Here is an 18,326-nt window from a genome sequence, read left to right on the forward strand (position 1 = left end):
CCTGTATAGTAACCGTCAAATCCTCCGCACCATCCCCCCCAAAAAAATCAGACCCTGCAAGGAATCACCGTCCCTGCAGGGTCATATTCATTCATTGTCTTTGAATTTAAAATTTTTGTATACATACCTGATCATATTGTATTTGATCTCAGCTTTATTCAGCCCAAGGCAATAATATCGTTCCCGCTGGCTTTGAAAACAGCTCCGTCAGATATTTCTCTGCGTCAAGTCCATTCGTCTGAGCCGTTGAAATAAGTGAATATAGTGCGGAACTTGCTTTGGCTCCGTTGGCTGTGTTGCTGAAAAGCCAGTTTTTTCTGCCGATGGCAAACGGCATTATCGCATTTTCTGCCCTGTCGTTGTCTATGGGAACATCTCCGTTTTCTAGAAATGTGTAAAGATATTTTTTCTCATTGACATTTCACTGACTGGGCGGTATCCGCAAAGCCCTCTGCAAGCTCCGTCAAGAAGGTGGTGACTTACACTGTGAAGTGTGGGGACACGCTCTCGGCTATAGCTCAACGCTGCAAGACTACTGTTGTGAAGCTTGTCAAGGACAATGGTATCAAGAATCCGAACATCATTTACGCAGGACAGAAAATTAAAATCAAGTAGGTAGTAAGACAGCCGACAAGGGTTATTCCTTGTCGGCTGTTTTCATATCTTCATCTATTAACTTGTTAATGTACCCGTTGATACTCATGCCCTTACTTTCTGCATAGGCTTTTAGTTCTTCTCTCCTGCCTTTCTTGACAACTAAACTTATTCTGTCATATGCCTTTTCATTATATAGTCTTTTACTGGCTGTTGATGTTTTACCACTCATAGTTGCACCTCCTTATTCTATATTATAGCATACTTGAAGCACTTACGCAAGTATGCTATAATAATATCATCAAAGAACGAAAGGAGTGAAACCAATGGGTAAGAAAAAGAAAAAGCGGCTCAAAAGAGCCGCCGCTTAGATAATGAAGCCCTCGCAAAGCTACTCATTATCAAAGCAATTTTAGAACTCGCTGAAAGTTTACTGAAGCTTATCGACAAGCTTACAGACTAACAGCATTCCGCAAGAGAGCCGAAAGGCTCTTCGCTGCGGATATTATATCACACAAAAGGAGAAATGTCAAATGAAGATCATAAGCATTATTCTTAATGTGGCTGAGATAGTTATTCTTATAGCCGCCATAATCGTATTTTTCAGAAAAAAGTGATTAAATATTCGGAGGTAAAAACATGAAAGTTACAGTACAGAAGATACGTTGCGGTCGGAGAAAGTATATCAGATAGTAGTTCAGCCGTATCAGGGTGATCTGAGGCGGCTGTTTTTGCGTACACGAATTATACACGATAAAGCTGAATTGTAAATATATGCTTGTGAAATGCGGAACAAATGAAACGGCTTAAATGATGTAAATGCGTGGTTTACAAGCAATTTTATAAAGCAATAAAAAGTGGAGTGAAGTGGTATATTTAATCTCTCCATCTCCGCCAGTCACTCGCCGTGACGGGCATTGTCCGTCATGGCTTTTTTTGTTATCAAACTTCAGTCCCGCTCAATAAGTTTGTTTGTAAACTTTATAAAGTAGGGGGCGTGCCCCTGCACCCAATCCGCTATCATTTATGGTAGCGGATTTTTTCGCCCCCGCCCATAGGTATGATACGCTGGGAGGGGTTTGATGCTCGCCGTGACGGGCATTTTATGTACTCATGTCCCTTGTGCATATGTGCTAAGCCCGCAAGATCGCAATTGTATGTAATGTCGAAAAGGTGCAGATAGTCTTGACAAAAGGCTGGACGTCTGTTAAACTTATCCTAAGCAAAGACTGGGGACGACACCCATAGAAAATAACAGCGTCGGAGCTAAACGCAAGCCTGTATAATGCAGGCACTAATTTAATATTGCTGTGCAAGGGGGAGATACCCATAGAAAAAAACGTTATTGTTACAGACATAAACGGAAAACGAATCGGAGCTACTTATCCCAAAAGGGCTAAGGGGCTTGTTAAGAACGGTCGGGCAGAGTATGCAAGCGACTGTGAAAAATGTACTATAAGAATATTGGATACTCATAAGCCGACCGTGGATGTTACGGAGGTAAATAATATGAGTAAAGTAATAGATTTTGATCCTAGAGATTTTAAGGCAGATAAGTCCTGCGAAAACAATGTCATAGCTAAATATTTTGTGACCGATAAGGACGGCGAAAACGTTATTGCCTATTCTATTGGAAACTGGAATTGGGACTGGACGCAGATATGCTGTGACAAAAAGCTTGAGAAAAATACCGACTATGTTTTCAGATTTGTGATAGTCGGAGGCTATTGCAATACGTGCAATGAAACTTCTCGTTTTGAGATTGTGCCTATGCCAGACGGCAGCTTAACCGATGAAGCTTACGAAGACAGATACACCTACGATCTGGCTCAGAACAGATATAAGCCTGTTTTATGCAAAAAGACCGACGAGGGTATGCTGAGGCTTTTTGAGATACCTTTCAGCACCTTTGATTGCGAAGATTTCAGGTTTGTATTCATTGCTATGCACGCTGTTGCAACGCTTTATGCGCCAAAAGAGTTTTCAGCTTATGCAGACCTTGAGGATACGAATTTTGACCAGCTTCGTGATGAGATCAACAGCAAAAACAGCGAGGATAATTCTGCAAATGTGGTGATGGATTTCACAGGCGCTCATGTCACACGCTCGACTGTCACCGATCTGCTGACAATGGCTCGTTTTGGTAAAAGCGAGAATGTTTGTATTGATTTTACAGGAGCTTTCATAGAGGACGATAAGCCGGACGATATTCAGGCTGATGCAGATGATACCGGGTCTGACGATATTGCTGTTGAGCTTATGGACGTTGCAGATAACTGAGCTTCGCAGGAAGATATACTTTACTAAGATATTGTGATTTAATACAGCTAAAAGATGCAGAGAAACCCATTGATCGGGTTTCTCTGTTTTTTCGCACAAAAAACCACCCACAGCCAAATCAGTCGTGGGTGGCAATATCATTTTAAATATACACTATTCTTTATTTTCCCAGCGCTATCTTGCCCATTGCGTCTGCCTGCATGATAGCGTCATAAAGTTCGATAGGCTGTACGTCGCCTGCAAGATTGTGGATAGTTTCGCCTGGGATACAAGCGTTCTTTGCGATAGCTTCTACCTGCTCAGGTGTAGTTACACCGATCTCCTCGAGTGTGACAGGAAGTCCCACTTCAAGGCAGAAGTTCTGTACCTCTTCAAACTCTTCCTTTGGCGCACCCTCAAGTACAAGCTGAACCAGTGTACCAAGGGCTACACAACAGCCGTGGTCTGCGTGCTTGATTCCCAATGATGTTACGCCATTGTAGAACGAGTGTGCAGCCGCACAGTTTACGTTATCTGCTCCAACACCTGAAAGATATACGTTAGCCTCGCAGATAGCTTCAAGGGCAGGTGTAACTGCGTGTACCTTGCAAGCCTCAACTGCCTGCTTGCCGTATGTTTTCAGCGTGTCATAGCAAAGTCTTGCAAGTGCCTGTCCTGCTCTTGTGATGCCTGTGCCTTCAAGGCTTGCAGACTCTGTTCTTATGGAAGCTCTGCCCTCAAAATATGTACCAAGTGCATCGCCCATGCCTGCAATAAGGAACTTTACAGGTGCGTTTGCGATAACTGTTGTGTCTACCATTACTGCGTCTGGATTGGTAGGATAGAAAAGATATTTGTCAAAGCTGTGGTCATCATTGTATATTACTGACAGACCTGTACATGGCGCATCTGTTGCAGCAACTGTAGGCACGATAACAATGTGCTTGCCTGTGTAGTATGCTGTAGCTTTTGCAGTATCAACTGCGCTTCCGCCGCCAACTGCAACTACTGTGTCGATGTTGTCAGCCTTTACTATCTCTTCCATTTTGGCTATCTCGCCCTTGCTTGATATACCACCAAATACTTCATAGCGTCTGTAATCGTCAAGCTCGCCAAAGCTTTTCTCTATCTTGTCATGACAGGCTTTGTAGCCACTGTTTGAACATACAAACAGCCACCTTTTGCCCATATAGCCCATTTCTTCATGAAACTTAAGTGTAGCATCTCTGCCCTGAACATATTTGAGCGGCTCACGCATTGCTCTGAGTCTTCCCATCATAATGAATTACCTCCGATTTGTTTGATTTATTAACTTTATACGGAATTCTCTCCGTATTTTCAATTAGATTATAGCATTTTGCACAAAAGATACAAGAAACATTTTATAAATGATATGTGAATTATTTGTTGTGGCAACATTTGAAAATGTAAAGCTTGGAGGACGATAAAACAGAAAAAGCGGAGGCTCTTTGCGAGCTTTCCGCCTTTTTTCATATGTTCAGCATTACGGAAGCGTAAAACATTCCGTCACCGTATTCAAATTTAGCTACGCCATTGTATTTGGCGGCAATGTTCTTGACAGACTCTGTGCCGATCCCTTTGCCTTTGCGTTTTGAGGAAAGGAAACCGCCTTCTGGGTCGGTGAGGATAGTTCCGGTGAAGGTGTTGTCCACCGCCAGGCAAAGGGAATAGCTGTCAGCCTTTGCTCTGATTATTATTTTTTTATTCTTTGCACTGTCAGACACGCAGCCGTGAATGGCGTTTTCGATAAGATTTCCGAAAAGCACAGAGAGGTCGGTTATGTCTATTTTTATATCATCTGGGATGTCAGCGCTCACCTTGTATTCAATGCCGCTGCTTTCTGCTATTTGAGCAAAATATGCAAGAAGTGCGCTTACAGATGTGTTTTTGCAGTAAATGCGTTCTGATATATCGGGCATAGAATCCCTGAAAGAATTGAGATATTCCGAAAGCTTATCGTATTCGCCCTTTTTCAGAAGCTCCTGCATAAGAGCGATATGGTGTCTGACATCATGCTTATAGCGTCTTGTTTCTTTTATCTTATCCTGCAAATAGTCATATTGCAGGTTCTGCATTTCAAGCAGGTGGTTATTTTCCTGAAGCCGCAGATTTTTCTGCTGTTCGATGACCAGCCGTGCCACGATGTAATACACCAGAAACGCTCCTGCGTTTATAAAGAACAGAGCTATGGTGTTCTTTGGCTCCAGAGCAAGCTCTAAGCTGCTTTTCGTAGAGTTGCCGTAGAGCGTATAGTACCATATTATATAGAACGTAAATGGGATAAGCCAAAGATAGCGCCACTCCAGACCTGACGGCTCTCTTTCCACCGCAGGTGTGTAGACCTTTTTCATGTAGATAAAAAGCGGTCCCCATACCACGGCTTCTGTCATAAGCATACAAAGGGAAAACGACCAGCGGTATGACTCATAGGCAAGTGACGGGAACAGAATGCCCTCCAGACATTTTGAGGTAATGACGATAAAGCTTGCGTTATTTGAAAGCAAAAGCAGTGTGAAGCCTGTTTTGCCCACCTTGACCTTCACAGCGAAAAAGTAAAAAGCCGCATAGAGCAGGGTGCTGACTGCACTTAGCAGACCTGCATTTGTGCTGAAAAATGCCGCCTGCCAGCCTAAGAAGATCTGCACCAGTGAAAGAGCCACAACAAGTCCCACAGTAGCTGTTTTGGAAAAGCGAAGCCTATGCCGGAAGGGATAAAGGGCAAGCACCATAAGTGGCAGAAAATTCAGAAGGGAATATATGCCCACTTCCACAAGGCGGTATAAAGGAGGCATTACTGCTCACCGCCTTTTCGCAGATCACTGAAGCGAAACTGAGCGAAGGCGTCTAATGTTTCTCTGGATTTTCGGCGGCTTATGGGGATATGTGTGCCGTCGCTCATTATGAAAAGGTCGCTTTTTTGCTGGGCTATCTCATAGAAATTCACGATGACGCCTTTGGTGGAGGTGTAAAAGTATGAATGACTGCAAAAAATGCTCTCGATCTCAGCGAAAGAATTTCTTGAAACTATGCTTTCACCGTCTGTGCAATGGATTGTCACGATATGTGACGCACAGTCTATGTAGATAACATTTCTGAGTATCACGTTCTGACCGTCGGGAAGCTTAACTGAACGCATACGATCAATTTCATCAGAACCGATCCGGTCGAGCATTGCTTTTACTTTGTCAGCCTGAAAGGGCTTACAAAGATAGTAGCAGGCGTTGAGGTCGTAGCTTTCGCTTGCAAACTCGTTGCTTGAAGTGCCGAATGCGATATGCACGTTTTTGTCTGTTTCACGAAGCTTTTCTGCGACCTCTATCCCTGTCATTTTCCCCATGAATATATCAAGCACCACCAGATCATAAGCTCCCATCTGCCAACATGATAAAAAGCTTTCTCCGCTTGAAAACGTATCTATCTGACAGCTGTGAGCGGTTTGTTCGGAAATATATTCATGAAGAAGTGCAAGGTCGTTTTTATTATCGTCTACCAATGCCACTCTCATACTGTAAAAATCCTTTCTTATACATGATTTCTTAATATATAATAACACACATCAAAGCAAAATTCAAGCATTATTCATTTATTTTGTTACCGCTTGTGCAGATTTTTGACCGTTTGTGCTAAATTTATTGACAAAGTGTGTAGTCTGTGTTAAAATAATCGTGTAAAATTATGTTCTGAGTAAAAAAGAAATATCAGCAACGAAAAATATTATGGAGGAATTAGAATGAAAAAGAAAATTTTAAGTCTTTTGGTGACGGGCTGTCTTTTGTTTGTGCCGACAACGGCATTTGCAGACGATAATAAGACGGTAATAAAAACTGTTGACGACCTGTTGGCATTTTCAAAAGCAGTAAACGATGGCGATTTTAACGGCAAGACAGACGCTGTTGTAGTTCTCGATAAGGATCTTGACTTAACGGGCATTGATTGGACACCTATTGGAAATGTTTTTAACGCAAAGGGTGAACTTCAGAATTATTTCAGCGGTAAATTTTACGGAAACGGTCATACGATATCAAATATTGACTTTACACCTATCTATGGCAAAGACGTGTTGGTCGGTTTCTTTGGCGATATTGAGGAAGCAGAGGTATCAGGTCTGACTATAGAGGGAAATCTGGATGTGACAAATACTGATAACGACTATACTTTTTATGGCACTATTGCAGGATTTGCAGGTGATTGTACTATTACTGATTGTGTGTCAAACGTATCTTTCAACAATAACGGCAAATATGTTTATGGCTTAATGGGCATGGTAGGTCAGGCAGACGCCACAACTTTTGAGTATTGTGAGAACACAGCAGACATAACTATCTCAGGCGACAGCGGAAGTCTTTATGTGGGCGGTATAGTTGGATATGCACAGAATGGAACGGAAGTCCGCTATTGTTCAAGCACAGGCGATATGGTATATGCTGCACCAGACGCCGGCGGTATCGTAGGACGTTTGTATGGCGATTCCAAGGTCATAAACAGCTATGTTACAGGAAAACTCACGCCGGTTGGCAACGGAACCACAGATGTAGGCGGTATTGTTGGTTCAGTAGCCGGCGGTTCTGTAAGTGATTGCTATTTTGCAGGAGAAATTGACCTTTCACAGTACTCAGCCAAAAAGCCATATACACGTTTCGGCGGAATAGTGGGGAAGGATTCCTCGTCTACAACTGACTTTAAAAACAACTATTTCACAGAAACAGAAGATGTTGAAGCTTGCGGTTCAAATAAAGAAGCAGGCAAGGCTAAATCATATGACTATATGACAACAAAAGAATTTTATGACGAGTTGACAGCTGGCGGTGCAAAGTATCAGTATGTTGAGGGAAAAACACCTGTCCTGCCAACTAAGGAATATGCAGTTGATTTTGAAGTAACACCTGCTGACCTGAAAAATGTTGTAATAAAGGTAGACGGAAAAGAGATAACAAGCAATACTGCAATGCTTACAGCAGGCACTTACACTGTAGATGTAACTGCTGACGATTGCGAGCCTCTCAGCAAGGAAATAACTATTTCAGCAGATATCGCAACACATACACAGGCTTTTGAACTTGTTTACAAGTCAGCAGACTATACAGAGCTTGACAAGGCAGAGAAAGCCGCAAAGGCTCTCAACAAAGACGATTATGAGGACTTCTCAGAAGTTGAAAAGGCTCTTGCCGCTATCGACAGAACAAAGAACATCACAGAGCAGGCTGACGTGGACGCTATGGCAAAGGCTATAAATGACGCTGTGGCAAACCTTGTAAAGAAAGCACCTGCTTCTTCACAGCCTGACAGTTCATCAGCCGACAGCAAGGCAGACAGCAGCTCAAAGGCGGCTTCAAACGCTTCAAATACAAACCCGTCAACAGGCGTTGCTGGCGGAGCGTTCGCTCTTGCACTTCTGAGCGGTGCGGCTGTGGTAATGGCTAAGAAGAAAAAGTAATATATCCATTAAATAGATATATAAAGCAATTAAGTGGGACTTTCATACATTATTTGTTTAAACGAATACCATTTGTGCAGATTTTTGACCGTTTGTGTCAAACTTGTTGACAAGTGTGTGGGTTGTGTTAAAATAATCGTGAAAAATTTATGTTCTGAGTAAAAAAGAAATATCAACCCCGAAAAATATAATGGAGGAATTAGAATGAAAAAGAAGATTTTGAGCCTTTTGGTGACGATGGGTCTTGCGGCAAGCTTAGTGCCTGTTTCTGTTTTTGCTGACGGTACAGAGGTCTGGGACGGCTCTGTGGCGGAGTCTTTTGCAGGAGGAAAAGGCACAAAAGATGACCCTTATCAAATAGCTAATGGCTCACAGCTTGCGTATTTTGCGAAAAGAGTGAACGCAGAGGAATATGGTGAAAAATATGCAGACACATACTTTGAGCTTACAGAGGATATCGACCTCGGTGGAAAAGAGTGGACTCCAGTAGGAGAAACTGTGGCGGATCTTATTATGGGTGGTCATGAATATTTTGTTTTCTCTGGCAACTTTGACGGAAATGGTTATACTATCAAAAATCTTACCATTGGAACAGAAACATCGCCATACAGTGGCGATGTATGCGGCTTGTTCGGTGCGACCAGCGGCACTATCGAGGACGTAGTTCTTGAAAATGTTTCTATAAACTATGTTGGCGGAAATCACAGCAGTGGATATGGCTTCCGCATGGGAGGTGCGCTTGTAGGTTATTCTATGGGCGATATAGTAAATTGTACTGTTATCGGTCTTGACATGAAGGCAGGCTCTGACGGCAGCTATGTTGCTCTTAACAGCATAGGCGGATTAGTAGGCATTCAGGACGGAGATACAACAGTGAGCCACAGCCGTGTTTCCGGAAAGATAGAGGAATCAACAAAAAAGGGCAATGTTGGTGGCTTTGTTGGTACGCTCGCAAAAGGCTCATCTGCTAAATATTGCGGTGCAGACGTTTCTGTTGAGGTAACAGGAAATGGTCGTGGTATCGCAGTAGGTGGCTTCGTTGGAATAGGTAATGGAGTGACAATTGATGAAACTTTGATAGAAAATTGCTATGCCACAGGCAATATAACAGGTGCAGAATATGCAGGCGGCTTTGTTGGAAACATCTCAGGTCTTAACATCAGCAACTGCTATGCAAAGGGCGATGTAAGCAACTGTTTTGTTGGTGCGTCATTCTTGGGTACTGACGCTGCAAGCAATAACTATTATGGCACTGTAAAGAATTGCTATGCAACAGGTCTTGTATCTGATATTTCTTCTTCCGCTTATGCTTTTGCAATGCAAGATACGATGAAGAGAAGTACGATTCAAAATTGCTACTACAACATACAAAATACAGCAAAAAATACGGAATCAGCAGCTTCTCTTACTATTGACGATATGAAAACAGACAGCTTTTTAAATGTGCTCAACGGCTCATCAAACGTATGGACTAAGCGTGATAACGATACTCCTGCCTGCGGTGCTGAGCCTGCTGACTACAGCAATGTTTATGAAGTGCTGGGTAATATTCCTGCCGACCTTTCTGTCTACACAAATGAAAGCGTTGCAAACTTGTACAGTGCAGTTGAGGCTTTAAGAGGGTATAGAGATCTTGCACAGCAGTCAGATGTTGACAAAATGACGAAAGACATAAACGATGCCGTTGAAGCACTTGTTTACAAGTCAGCAGACTATACAGAGCTTGACAAGGCAGAGAAAGCCGCAAAGGCTCTCAACAAGGACGATTATGAGGACTTCTCAGAAGTCGAAAAGGCTCTTGCCGCTATCGACAGAACAAAGAACATCACAGAGCAGGCTGACGTGGACGCTATGGTAAAGGCTATAAACGACGCTGTGGCAAACCTTGTAAAGAAAGCTCCTGCTTCTTCACAGCCTGACAGCGTAAGCAGTTCTGATGCTTCGTCAGATACGAGCAGTTCCACTTCTGACAGCTCATCTTCTGACAGCAAGTCAAACAGCAGCTCAAAGGCGGCTTCAAACGCTTCAAACACAAACCCATCGACCGGTGTTGCAGGTGGAGCATTCGCTCTTGCACTTCTGAGCGGTGCGGCTGTGGTCATGGCTAAGAAGAAAAAGTAATATATCCATTAAATAGATATATAAAGGAAGTAAGTGGGACTTTCATACATTATTTGTTTAAATGAATACCGCTTGTGCTGATTTTTGACCGTTTGTGTCAAAACAGTTGAAAAATTATTACCGCTCTGCTATCATAATTATAAGCAGGGCGGTTTTATATCGCAATGCAAATATGATATGAAGTCTTATATTTCGGGAGGATAAATATGAAAAAGACAAGAATTTTTAGCACGATGCTCGCAACAGTCATATGTATGGCATCTTTGCCTGCAATAAATGTTTTTGCGGCAAATCAGCAGAGAACTACAACTCTTGACCTTACAGTGGCAGGATTTCAGAACGATCAGAAAAATGAAGACGAGGGCTGGAGCTGGGACGCAGCAACTTCTACTCTTACACTTGACAATGTTGATTTTTCGACGGCGAAAAAGTCTTGTGTCATTGTTGACGGAGAAAAAGTTACTAATATAGTTTTCTCAGGAGATAACAAGATGACCTCAGGCACTACAGTTATTTCGAGAAAAGGAAGCGCAAAAGATACCGGTGTAGTACTAAGTGGAAAGACTAAGGACAGTGTGCTTAATCTTGAAGAAACAGGCAACCTTCCAGTAATGGATCAGCCTAATGTTACTTTTGAGTCAGGAACTGTCAACGCAAAGGGCGGTGCTGTCATAACACTTTATTCCATAAAGGTAATGGACGCAACTCTTAATATTGACACAAGTGAAGTTGCCAATGGTGGCTGGAATGACGGTTTGTATGCAAACGGCTCTGTTGAGATATACGGCGGAGATGTGAATATCAATGCAGGAAGAGCAGGAATATTAGTAGTTGGTATAGGTGCCCCTGAGCCTAAGACAGGCTTGATTATAAAGGACGGAAAGGTAGATATCAATGCCAAGCTTGCGGATATTTATCTTGGTACAGACAATATAAAGAACGGTCTTATCTCGGGAGGAGATATCACACTCGGTGGTGACATAGGAATTTTCCTTAACGATTGCGAAAAGTGCGAGATAAAGGGCGGTACATTCCATACTGATGAATGTGAAAAACCATTCGCAGTTCATAGAGACAGTTCGGCTGTATTTGAGTATGCAAAGGCAGATTATACAGAGCTTGACAAAGCAGAAGAAGCTGCAAAGGCTCTTAATAAGGACAACTATGTGGACTTTACAGCCGTAGAAAAGGCACTTGAAGCTATCGACAGAACTAAAAACCTTACACAGCAGTCAGATGTTGACAAAATGGCGAAAGACATAAACGATGCTGTTGAGGCACTTGTTTACAAGTCAGCAGACTACACAGAGCTTGACAAGGCAGAGGAAGCAGCAAAGGCTCTCAACAAGGACGATTATGAGGACTTCTCAGAAGTTGAAAAGGCTCTTGCCGCTATCGACAGAACAAAGAACATCACAGAGCAGGCTGACGTGGACGCTATGGTAAAGGCTATAAATGACGCTGTGGCAAACCTTGTAAAGAAAACACCTGCTTCTTCACAGCCTGACAGCGTAAGCAGTTCTGATGCTTCGTCAGATACGAGCAGTTCTGCTTCCGACAGCTCATCTTCCGACAGCTCATCTTCTGACAGCAAGGCAACTGACAGCAAGTCAGACAGCAGCTCAAAGGCAGCTTCAAACGCTTCAAACACAAACCCATCGACCGGAGTTGCTGGAGGAGCATTCGCTCTTGCACTTCTGAGCGGTGCAGCTGTGGTCATGGCTAAGAAGAAAAAGTAAATAAGATCTCCCCTATTGTTGATATTTCGGAGAAGGGCAGTTCCTTGTGGACTGCCTTTTTTCTGTTTGCAGGAAAGCGGAATTTGCCTGCATAATTTGGGGCGTTTTTTTGCAAAGAAGCATAAAAATGCAATTATTTTATATTGATACTGCAAAATCGTCTGCGCAAGCTTAGACTAACTATTGATAATAGTCAATATCTTTTATTATCTATTTTATACCATGAAATTACATTTATTCATAAAAAATCGTTATAGATTTAAGCGAAATGTAAAAAATCAGCTCACAAAATCTGCGTTTACCCTTGCAATTCAGAAAAATATGTGGTATAATTATATTGCTGTAATAGGAGCACAGCATGAAACGCTGGCAGTGTGTTTTCAATTGTCAGATGAATTTCTGTATAGCTTATGCTTAATAATAAGGAAAGAAAATGAATGTGCCGGTGTGTGCTGTTTCATTATAGCGCCTATTAACGATATTTTTTTGAAAAGGAGTTATTGCAACATGTCAAAGATCGATTTGAGCAAGTACGGTATCACCGGAACTACAGAAGTTGTTTACAACCCTTCTTACGAGCAGCTGTTCGAGGAAGAAACAAAGCCAACACTCGAAGGCTATGAAAAGGGTCAGGAGAGTGAGCTTGGCGCAGTAAACGTTATGACAGGCGTTTATACAGGCCGTTCACCTAAAGATAAGTTCATCGTTATGGACGAAAATTCTAAGGACACTGTTTGGTGGACTTCTGACGAGTACAAGAACGACAACCACCCAGCTTCACAGGAGGCTTGGAAGTCTGTTAAGGAACTCGCTATCAAGGAACTTTCAAATAAGAGACTTTTCGTAGTTGACGCATTCTGCGGCGCTAACAAGGATACAAGAATGGCTATCCGTTTCATCGTTGAGGTTGCTTGGCAGGCTCACTTTGTAACAAATATGTTCATCAAGCCAACTGCTGAGGAGCTTGAGAACTTTGAGCCTGACTTCGTTGTATACAACGCTTCAAAGGCTAAGGTAGAGAACTATAAGGAGCTTGGTCTTAACTCTGAGACAGCCGTTATGTTCAACATCACAAGCCGTGAGCAGGTAATCATCAACACTTGGTACGGTGGAGAGATGAAGAAGGGTATGTTCTCAATGATGAACTACTTCCTTCCACTCAAGGGCATGGCTTCAATGCACTGCTCAGCTAACACAGATAAGAACGGTGAGAACACAGCTATCTTCTTTGGTCTGTCCGGTACAGGTAAGACAACACTTTCTACAGACCCTAAGAGACTTCTTATCGGTGACGACGAGCACGGTTGGGACGACAACGGAGTATTCAACTTCGAGGGCGGCTGCTATGCTAAGGTAATCAACCTTGATAAGGATTCTGAGCCTGATATCTACAACGCTATCAGAAGAGATGCTCTTCTTGAGAACGTAACTCTTGACGAGAACGGCAAGATCGACTTTGCTGATAAGAGCGTTACAGAGAACACTCGTGTATCTTATCCTATCGACCATATTCAGAACATTGTAAGACCTATTTCTTCTGCACCTGCTGCAAAGAACGTTATCTTCCTTTCAGCAGACGCATTTGGTGTACTGCCTCCAGTATCTATCCTCACACCAGAGCAGACACAGTATTACTTCCTCTCTGGCTTTACTGCAAAGCTTGCAGGTACAGAGCGTGGAATCACTGAGCCTACACCAACATTCTCAGCTTGCTTCGGTCAGGCTTTCCTTGAGCTTCACCCAACAAAGTATGCTGAAGAGCTTGTTAAGAAGATGCAGAAGAGCGGTGCTAAGGCATACCTGGTAAACACAGGTTGGAACGGCACAGGCAAGAGAATCTCTATCAAGGATACTCGTGGAATTATCGACGCTATCCTTAACGGCGACATTCTCAACGCACCTACAAAGAAGATACCACACTTTGACTTTGAAGTTCCAACAGAGCTTCCAGGCGTTGATCCTGCAATTCTCGATCCTCGTGACACATATGCTGACGCTTCCGAGTGGGAGACAAAGGCTAAGGATCTTGCAAGCAGATTTGTTAAGAACTTTGCTAAGTATGAGGGCAACCCAGCAGGTAAGGCTCTTGTATCAGCAGGTCCAAAGGAATAATCAATAACTCTGATACTATTATATAGTATAAAAGCTGCTGTGCCTTTTGGTACGGCAGCTTTTTTGTGCTCTTGAAAAAGTGTGATGAAGGTGGTATAATTGGTATGGAGGCGGATTTAGTTTGGAAAAGAAGAATTATGCCGCAAGGGCGGCTATATATGCCATGGGGCTTGTGATACTTGCCGCAGGGATAACGATGAACATCAAAACAGGGCTAGGGGTATCCACTATTATATCAGTGCCATTTGCCATATCGAGTATATGGGATGTGAATTTTTCTCTTGTGACTTTTGCTACATATGCACTGTTCGTTGTGATAGAAATGATAATAAAAGGCAGCGACAGAACTGTTATAGACTGGCTGCAAATACCATTCAGCATTGTGTTCAGCCTGCTGCTGAATATGTTTTCAAAGCTGCTTGATTTTAATTTCGGACATTTGTGGCAAAACACGCTGTATCTTGCAGCAGCGATAATCTGCACGGGTGCTGGAATGTCAATGATGATAGCCATGAAGTTCGTGCCGAACCCAGCCGACGGTCTTGCTCAGGCTATAGGAAAAGCCTTTGGAAAGAACATGGGCTTTGGCAAGAATATACTTGACGCATCGTGTGTTGCCATTGCCTGCGTGATAGGTCTGCTGTTTGACAAGCGGATAATAGGTATCGGTATCGGAACGGTGGCGGCAATGCTCCTTGTGGGAAGGTGCGTGGCAGTATTCGACCATTTCTTCAAAGACAGAATGAAAAGTGCCGCAGGGCTTGCAGAATAAAAAACGCCGCAGAGGACAGAAATCTCTGCGGTATTTTAGTATTTATATAATAAAAAATCCGCTCTACATAACGTAAAGCGGATACAAGCAAAAGCTTAAACTTTTGCTGGCGCGGATTGAGAGATTTGAACTCAGCTTGTTTTATTTCACAGCGTTTAACAGCTTCTTATAAAAGTCCGTAAATAAAGGGTTTGTGCTGTTTTGCATTTCACAGCTTTTTATAAAATTCAGTCGATTTTCACCGCTTATAATGACCAAATAATGACCAGAATTTTTTGCGATAGTCAAGCAATGGAGACTATACGGCATAATGCACAATAACATTTTCGCTTATGCTTTCAATACCCCTCAAACGCTCTGACAGCTCCTGTGCTGCGTCCTGTGCTCTCGTCTTTAAACTTTGCCGTCCTCTGCTTGCTGCGGCTCTGATAGCCTGTCATCTTCGTATCTCGCTTTTAGAAACTCAAAGTATGCAATAAGCAAATTCTTATAGGCTGCTTTTGACTTAGGTTTAAAATCTTCGCCATAACTTTTCACCCATTCTATCACATCATCGTCAAGTGATAGTTCAAATAAAGTATTGTACTTTTTCATATTTTTATCCTTTCTGTTATTGGAGCAGTGCGAACGGTTTACTCGCTGGACGGTAAACTTAGTTAATTACGGTGTTGCATTATCAAGCTACAAATTTCAAGGCGTTCAACTCTTGTTACTTTGGTATGAGTTAAAGGCTCTTGTGCTTCGATAACGTAATAATTAGGCTGCTCGCTGCTTTTGTTTATGTGAATGTTGAAATAACCACTCTTGGCAAGTCTTTTTCTGAGTGCTAGTAATTCTTTGGGTTGACTCATTGCCTATTTTCCTTTCGGTCTATGTTTCAAGCCCACTTACATTCAAACCGAAAATAAGGCTTGAAAGATCCTTGCAAGCTTTGTCTATATCCTTGTACACTGTTCTGCTGTCAATTATTTCTCTTTCGGCTATCTCGTCATAAGTTGGGGTGGTCTCGCCTGTGATGAAAGCGGCTTCAACTACACGCCAACGCCTTTGCATATCCTCACGAACTGAGGAAGTACACCGAATTTTGTAAATATCAAGCATAGTTTGAACGTGTTCCATTATGGTTTTAGTGGTCACGATCTGATTTTTTATGCTTTCAACCTTGTATTTCTCGTATTCACTAAAGCCGATAAGCTCTCTTATGACAAGATCGTTTATCTGTGAAGCGTCACAAAGAGCATTTTCAGCATATGCCCTCAAATTTCGGTATTCTTTGAGCAATAGCTTGACGTTCTTGAACTTCTTGCTTTCGTTGTCCTTGATACGTTCGGCTTCTTGTGCTTGGTATATCTCAATAGCCTTTGCAGCTCCTGCTTCTGCTGCTATTCTTGAAATGTAATTGACTAGCTTTTGATTTGTGTTTTCTTGTGACATTGTTTTCACCTTTCGTCTTTATGTTTGTGACCCGTTTTCAAACCCGTCATTGATTTGACCTAATACCCTATCAAGGGCGGCTAAAACTTCTTCGCTTTCGTCATCGTCCTGAGAGATATAAACGCCCGTCATTTTGTTCAAAAGGTCTATCGCACGCAGCCTTGACGGCATACCCTCATCACTATCACGGGCAATGTCTGACAGCAGGGCTTGACGTTCCAACGCTGACATAATGCGTTCACGCTGTCCCTTTTCCGTCAGCTCCCGCACATATGCCTTGACCTCTTCAACGTTCAGAAACCTGCTGGCGTTCGTGTGAGCGAATTTCTTAGAATACCCAGCCTTAACAGCACTTTGCGTGGCGTTTCCGCTCTTAGCGTAATATTCGGCGAATTTCCTTTGCCTTGCTGTCATTTCTTCACCTCCTTTCAGCAATGCCCGCTAGTGTAGTATTTTGTAGTGGTATCATAAGCTTGTGCTTGCTCGTATGTTCATTTGTCAATGCAATATGCACGGACTGTCAAGACAAAAAAATGGTTGCAGTATTAGCCTCAAATATCAGTCCAGGGATTTTTAAAGAGGTCTTCGGGGTCTTGCTGTTCGCTTGGCTGTGAAGCAAGTTGAGGGTATCGCTTTTGAACTTCGCCTATGACCCAACTTCTTATAGCGTGATAGTCGGACTTGTACTTAACACCCTTTGATAGCTTATAGTTGTTCAAGATTTCTATGCACTTATCGACAAACGGCTTTGAATGTTCTGACATTAGCTTGTCATATTCTTTTTCTGTGAGAGTGACAGCTTCCGCATTGTTGTTTTTGTTGTCTTTGACATTTTTCTTGTTCTTTGGCGTTGTGCGTTCCTTTTCTTCTATATTCTCATCTAATCTATTCTTATCTATACTAATCTTATCTAATCTATGTGGGCAGTTGGTTGACGCTTGGTTGTCAAGTGGTTGACAGTTGGTTGACAGTTGGTTGTCAATCATTGAATATGCTCCGTTATCCTCTGCCCTGAGCATAGATTTTTCGTTAGTGTACGTTGTTAGTGTCATTCTATCTTTTCGCAAAGTATTATGTATTAGCCAATGCTTTATGACAATTACGCCGCTTTTGAATGGAATAATATAACTTTTGGCGATAAGTAATTTCATATCATCATCGGTGCAGCCTATGGCTCGTTGTATCTTTTTCGGGTTGTTCATAAAGCCCTCATCATCTGCACGCATAGACAAATGAAAGTACAAAGCCTGTGTTGATAGCGGCATATCTAAGAACAAATCGCTATCAATAATGATTTTTGCAAACATTCTTTTTTCAGCCATTGCTTAACCCTCGCTCTCCCACTTGTTAAGCAAGTCCTCCGCTGCTCTGAGCGTTGTTCTTATGCTTTGTGACCTTGCGTGTTCTGTACGAACGTACCGCCGCAGCTCGTATACATCGCTAGGCAAATAATAGCCATTGCTGCTGGAACATATAACCGCACCTTTACGCCGCATATGCTCGATACAAAGCCTTGTGCTGCGGTTGTCAAGCCCTGATATCCTGCACATATCGGAAAGGCTCACGGCGTTTTCTTCGCCTGCTCTGAGGGCGTTTGCTATCCTTTCGGCTGCTGTCATACTACACTACACCCCTTTCACCCTCGTTCAGATACTCAATGAACTTTTCTACATTGACAAGTGCCTTTGCTCCACACTGAACAAACACGATCTTGTTTTCTTTCACAAGCTGTCTGATAGCGTGGGCAGGAAAGCCCGTTTCTTTTGCCGTCTCGTTTATCGTCCGCATACGGGGTGCGGCTCTTGTTATGCTGATATTATTCAAAATAACTCCTATCCAC

General features: G+C 42.7%; 17 protein-coding genes and 1 pseudogene. 7 read left to right on the forward strand and 11 right to left on the reverse strand.

The genetic code is table 11. The features are described 5' to 3' along the window. Positions 1 to 154: 154 nt before the first annotated feature. Positions 155 to 418: pseudogene (locus tag RBI_RS12860) on the reverse strand (IS66 family transposase); the annotation flags it as partial. 68 nt (positions 419 to 486) lie between these two features. On the opposite strand from RBI_RS12860, the gene RBI_RS14655 reads away from it, so the two are divergent. Beyond that, positions 487 to 615, forward strand: a complete 129-nt coding sequence (locus RBI_RS14655) for a LysM peptidoglycan-binding domain-containing protein (RefSeq protein WP_242843700.1) — start codon at positions 487 to 489, stop codon at positions 613 to 615. A gap of 22 nt (positions 616 to 637) precedes the next feature. Here the strand turns inward: RBI_RS14655 and RBI_RS12865 are convergent, their stop codons facing one another. Further along, the gene (locus RBI_RS12865) at positions 638 to 826 is read right to left on the reverse strand and encodes a hypothetical protein (RefSeq protein WP_041337485.1); all 189 of its coding nucleotides are present in this window, start codon (positions 824 to 826) and stop codon (positions 638 to 640) included. Between the two features lie 1,277 nt (positions 827 to 2,103). On the opposite strand from RBI_RS12865, the gene RBI_RS12870 reads away from it, so the two are divergent. Continuing rightward, positions 2,104 to 2,874, forward strand: coding sequence for a hypothetical protein (locus tag RBI_RS12870; RefSeq protein ID WP_148303625.1), 771 nt, complete (start codon positions 2,104 to 2,106; stop codon positions 2,872 to 2,874). Between the two features lie 160 nt (positions 2,875 to 3,034). Here RBI_RS12870 and RBI_RS12875 read toward each other — a convergent pair whose 3' ends face one another. The 3 genes from RBI_RS12875 to RBI_RS12885 all read right to left on the reverse strand — a co-directional run bounded on the left by RBI_RS12875 (position 3,035) and on the right by RBI_RS12885 (position 6,379). Beyond that, the gene (locus tag RBI_RS12875) at positions 3,035 to 4,132 is read right to left on the reverse strand and encodes a glycerol dehydrogenase (protein WP_337795182.1); all 1,098 of its coding nucleotides are present in this window, start codon (positions 4,130 to 4,132) and stop codon (positions 3,035 to 3,037) included. A 211-nt stretch (positions 4,133 to 4,343) separates the two neighbouring features. After that, the gene (locus tag RBI_RS12880; protein ID WP_041337486.1) at positions 4,344 to 5,666 is read right to left on the reverse strand and encodes a sensor histidine kinase; all 1,323 of its coding nucleotides are present in this window, start codon (positions 5,664 to 5,666) and stop codon (positions 4,344 to 4,346) included. Next, on the reverse strand, positions 5,666 to 6,379 hold the full coding sequence (locus RBI_RS12885) for a LytR/AlgR family response regulator transcription factor (protein ID WP_022286578.1): 714 nt from the start codon (positions 6,377 to 6,379) through the stop codon (positions 5,666 to 5,668). Before RBI_RS12885 ends, RBI_RS12880 begins: the two co-directional genes overlap by 1 nt. Positions 6,380 to 6,604: 225 nt before the next feature. Between RBI_RS12885 and RBI_RS12890 the strand changes: the two genes are divergently transcribed. The 5 genes from RBI_RS12890 (at position 6,605) to RBI_RS12910 (ending at position 15,052) form a co-directional block, all read left to right on the forward strand. Next, positions 6,605 to 8,308: a GLUG motif-containing protein gene (locus RBI_RS12890; protein ID WP_041337487.1), complete on the forward strand. Its 1,704-nt coding sequence runs from the start codon at positions 6,605 to 6,607 to the stop codon at positions 8,306 to 8,308. A gap of 204 nt (positions 8,309 to 8,512) precedes the next feature. Next, positions 8,513 to 10,429 (forward strand): GLUG motif-containing protein, encoded by a 1,917-nt coding sequence (locus RBI_RS12895; protein ID WP_041337488.1) that lies wholly within the window; start codon positions 8,513 to 8,515, stop codon positions 10,427 to 10,429. Between the two features lie 206 nt (positions 10,430 to 10,635). Further along, positions 10,636 to 12,168, forward strand: coding sequence for an NPXTG-anchored protein (locus tag RBI_RS12900; protein WP_041337489.1), 1,533 nt, complete (start codon positions 10,636 to 10,638; stop codon positions 12,166 to 12,168). Between the two features lie 507 nt (positions 12,169 to 12,675). After that, on the forward strand, positions 12,676 to 14,280 hold the full coding sequence (gene pckA, locus RBI_RS12905) for a phosphoenolpyruvate carboxykinase (ATP) (protein ID WP_022287493.1): 1,605 nt from the start codon (positions 12,676 to 12,678) through the stop codon (positions 14,278 to 14,280). 121 nt (positions 14,281 to 14,401) lie between these two features. Then, positions 14,402 to 15,052: a YczE/YyaS/YitT family protein gene (locus tag RBI_RS12910; RefSeq protein WP_041337490.1), complete on the forward strand. Its 651-nt coding sequence runs from the start codon at positions 14,402 to 14,404 to the stop codon at positions 15,050 to 15,052. Positions 15,053 to 15,445: 393 nt separating this feature from the next. Here the strand turns inward: RBI_RS12910 and RBI_RS12915 are convergent, their stop codons facing one another. From RBI_RS12915 to RBI_RS12945, 6 genes are all read right to left on the reverse strand, one after another. Then, entirely contained in the window at positions 15,446 to 15,646 is a 201-nt protein-coding gene (locus tag RBI_RS12915; protein WP_041337491.1) for a hypothetical protein, read from the reverse strand. A 276-nt stretch (positions 15,647 to 15,922) separates the two neighbouring features. Further along, the gene (locus RBI_RS12925; protein ID WP_041337494.1) at positions 15,923 to 16,486 is read right to left on the reverse strand and encodes a hypothetical protein; all 564 of its coding nucleotides are present in this window, start codon (positions 16,484 to 16,486) and stop codon (positions 15,923 to 15,925) included. A gap of 18 nt (positions 16,487 to 16,504) precedes the next feature. Beyond that, complete coding sequence (locus tag RBI_RS14325; RefSeq protein WP_051706943.1) at positions 16,505 to 16,900, reverse strand: terminase small subunit; 396 nt, start codon at positions 16,898 to 16,900, stop codon at positions 16,505 to 16,507. Positions 16,901 to 17,037: 137 nt separating this feature from the next. Further along, positions 17,038 to 17,808: a hypothetical protein gene (locus tag RBI_RS12935; RefSeq protein ID WP_041337495.1), complete on the reverse strand. Its 771-nt coding sequence runs from the start codon at positions 17,806 to 17,808 to the stop codon at positions 17,038 to 17,040. Positions 17,809 to 17,811: 3 nt separating this feature from the next. Further along, a complete protein-coding gene (locus RBI_RS12940; RefSeq protein WP_041337496.1) occupies positions 17,812 to 18,105 on the reverse strand; it encodes a hypothetical protein in 294 nt (97 codons plus the stop codon). A 1-nt stretch (position 18,106) separates the two neighbouring features. Next, the gene (locus tag RBI_RS12945; protein WP_041337497.1) at positions 18,107 to 18,310 is read right to left on the reverse strand and encodes a hypothetical protein; all 204 of its coding nucleotides are present in this window, start codon (positions 18,308 to 18,310) and stop codon (positions 18,107 to 18,109) included. Between the last annotated feature and the right edge of the window lie 16 nt (positions 18,311 to 18,326).

It is taken from the genome of Ruminococcus bicirculans (ex Wegman et al. 2014) (genome assembly GCF_000723465.1).
Taxonomy (GTDB): domain Bacteria; phylum Bacillota; class Clostridia; order Oscillospirales; family Ruminococcaceae; genus Hominimerdicola; species Hominimerdicola aceti.

Excerpts from the sequence above, each read along its gene's own strand:
- RBI_RS12925 (WP_041337494.1), bottom strand. The coding sequence starts at position 16,486 with ATGTCACAAGAAAACACAAATCAAAAGCTAGTCAATTACATTTCAAGA.
- pckA (WP_022287493.1), top strand. The coding sequence starts at position 12,676 with ATGTCAAAGATCGATTTGAGCAAGTACGGTATCACCGGAACTACAGAA.
- RBI_RS12880 (WP_041337486.1), bottom strand. The coding sequence starts at position 5,666 with ATGCCTCCTTTATACCGCCTTGTGGAAGTGGGCATATATTCCCTTCTG.
- RBI_RS12895 (WP_041337488.1), top strand. The coding sequence starts at position 8,513 with ATGAAAAAGAAGATTTTGAGCCTTTTGGTGACGATGGGTCTTGCGGCA.
- RBI_RS12870 (WP_148303625.1), top strand. The coding sequence starts at position 2,104 with ATGAGTAAAGTAATAGATTTTGATCCTAGAGATTTTAAGGCAGATAAG.
- RBI_RS12865 (WP_041337485.1), bottom strand. The coding sequence starts at position 826 with ATGAGTGGTAAAACATCAACAGCCAGTAAAAGACTATATAATGAAAAG.
- RBI_RS12890 (WP_041337487.1), top strand. The coding sequence starts at position 6,605 with ATGAAAAAGAAAATTTTAAGTCTTTTGGTGACGGGCTGTCTTTTGTTT.
- RBI_RS12900 (WP_041337489.1), top strand. The coding sequence starts at position 10,636 with ATGAAAAAGACAAGAATTTTTAGCACGATGCTCGCAACAGTCATATGT.
- RBI_RS12875 (WP_337795182.1), bottom strand. The coding sequence starts at position 4,132 with ATGATGGGAAGACTCAGAGCAATGCGTGAGCCGCTCAAATATGTTCAG.
- RBI_RS12935 (WP_041337495.1), bottom strand. The coding sequence starts at position 17,808 with ATGGCTGAAAAAAGAATGTTTGCAAAAATCATTATTGATAGCGATTTG.
- RBI_RS12915 (WP_041337491.1), bottom strand. The coding sequence starts at position 15,646 with ATGAAAAAGTACAATACTTTATTTGAACTATCACTTGACGATGATGTG.
- RBI_RS12885 (WP_022286578.1), bottom strand. The coding sequence starts at position 6,379 with ATGAGAGTGGCATTGGTAGACGATAATAAAAACGACCTTGCACTTCTT.
- RBI_RS12940 (WP_041337496.1), bottom strand. The coding sequence starts at position 18,105 with ATGACAGCAGCCGAAAGGATAGCAAACGCCCTCAGAGCAGGCGAAGAA.
- RBI_RS14325 (WP_051706943.1), bottom strand. The coding sequence starts at position 16,900 with ATGACAGCAAGGCAAAGGAAATTCGCCGAATATTACGCTAAGAGCGGA.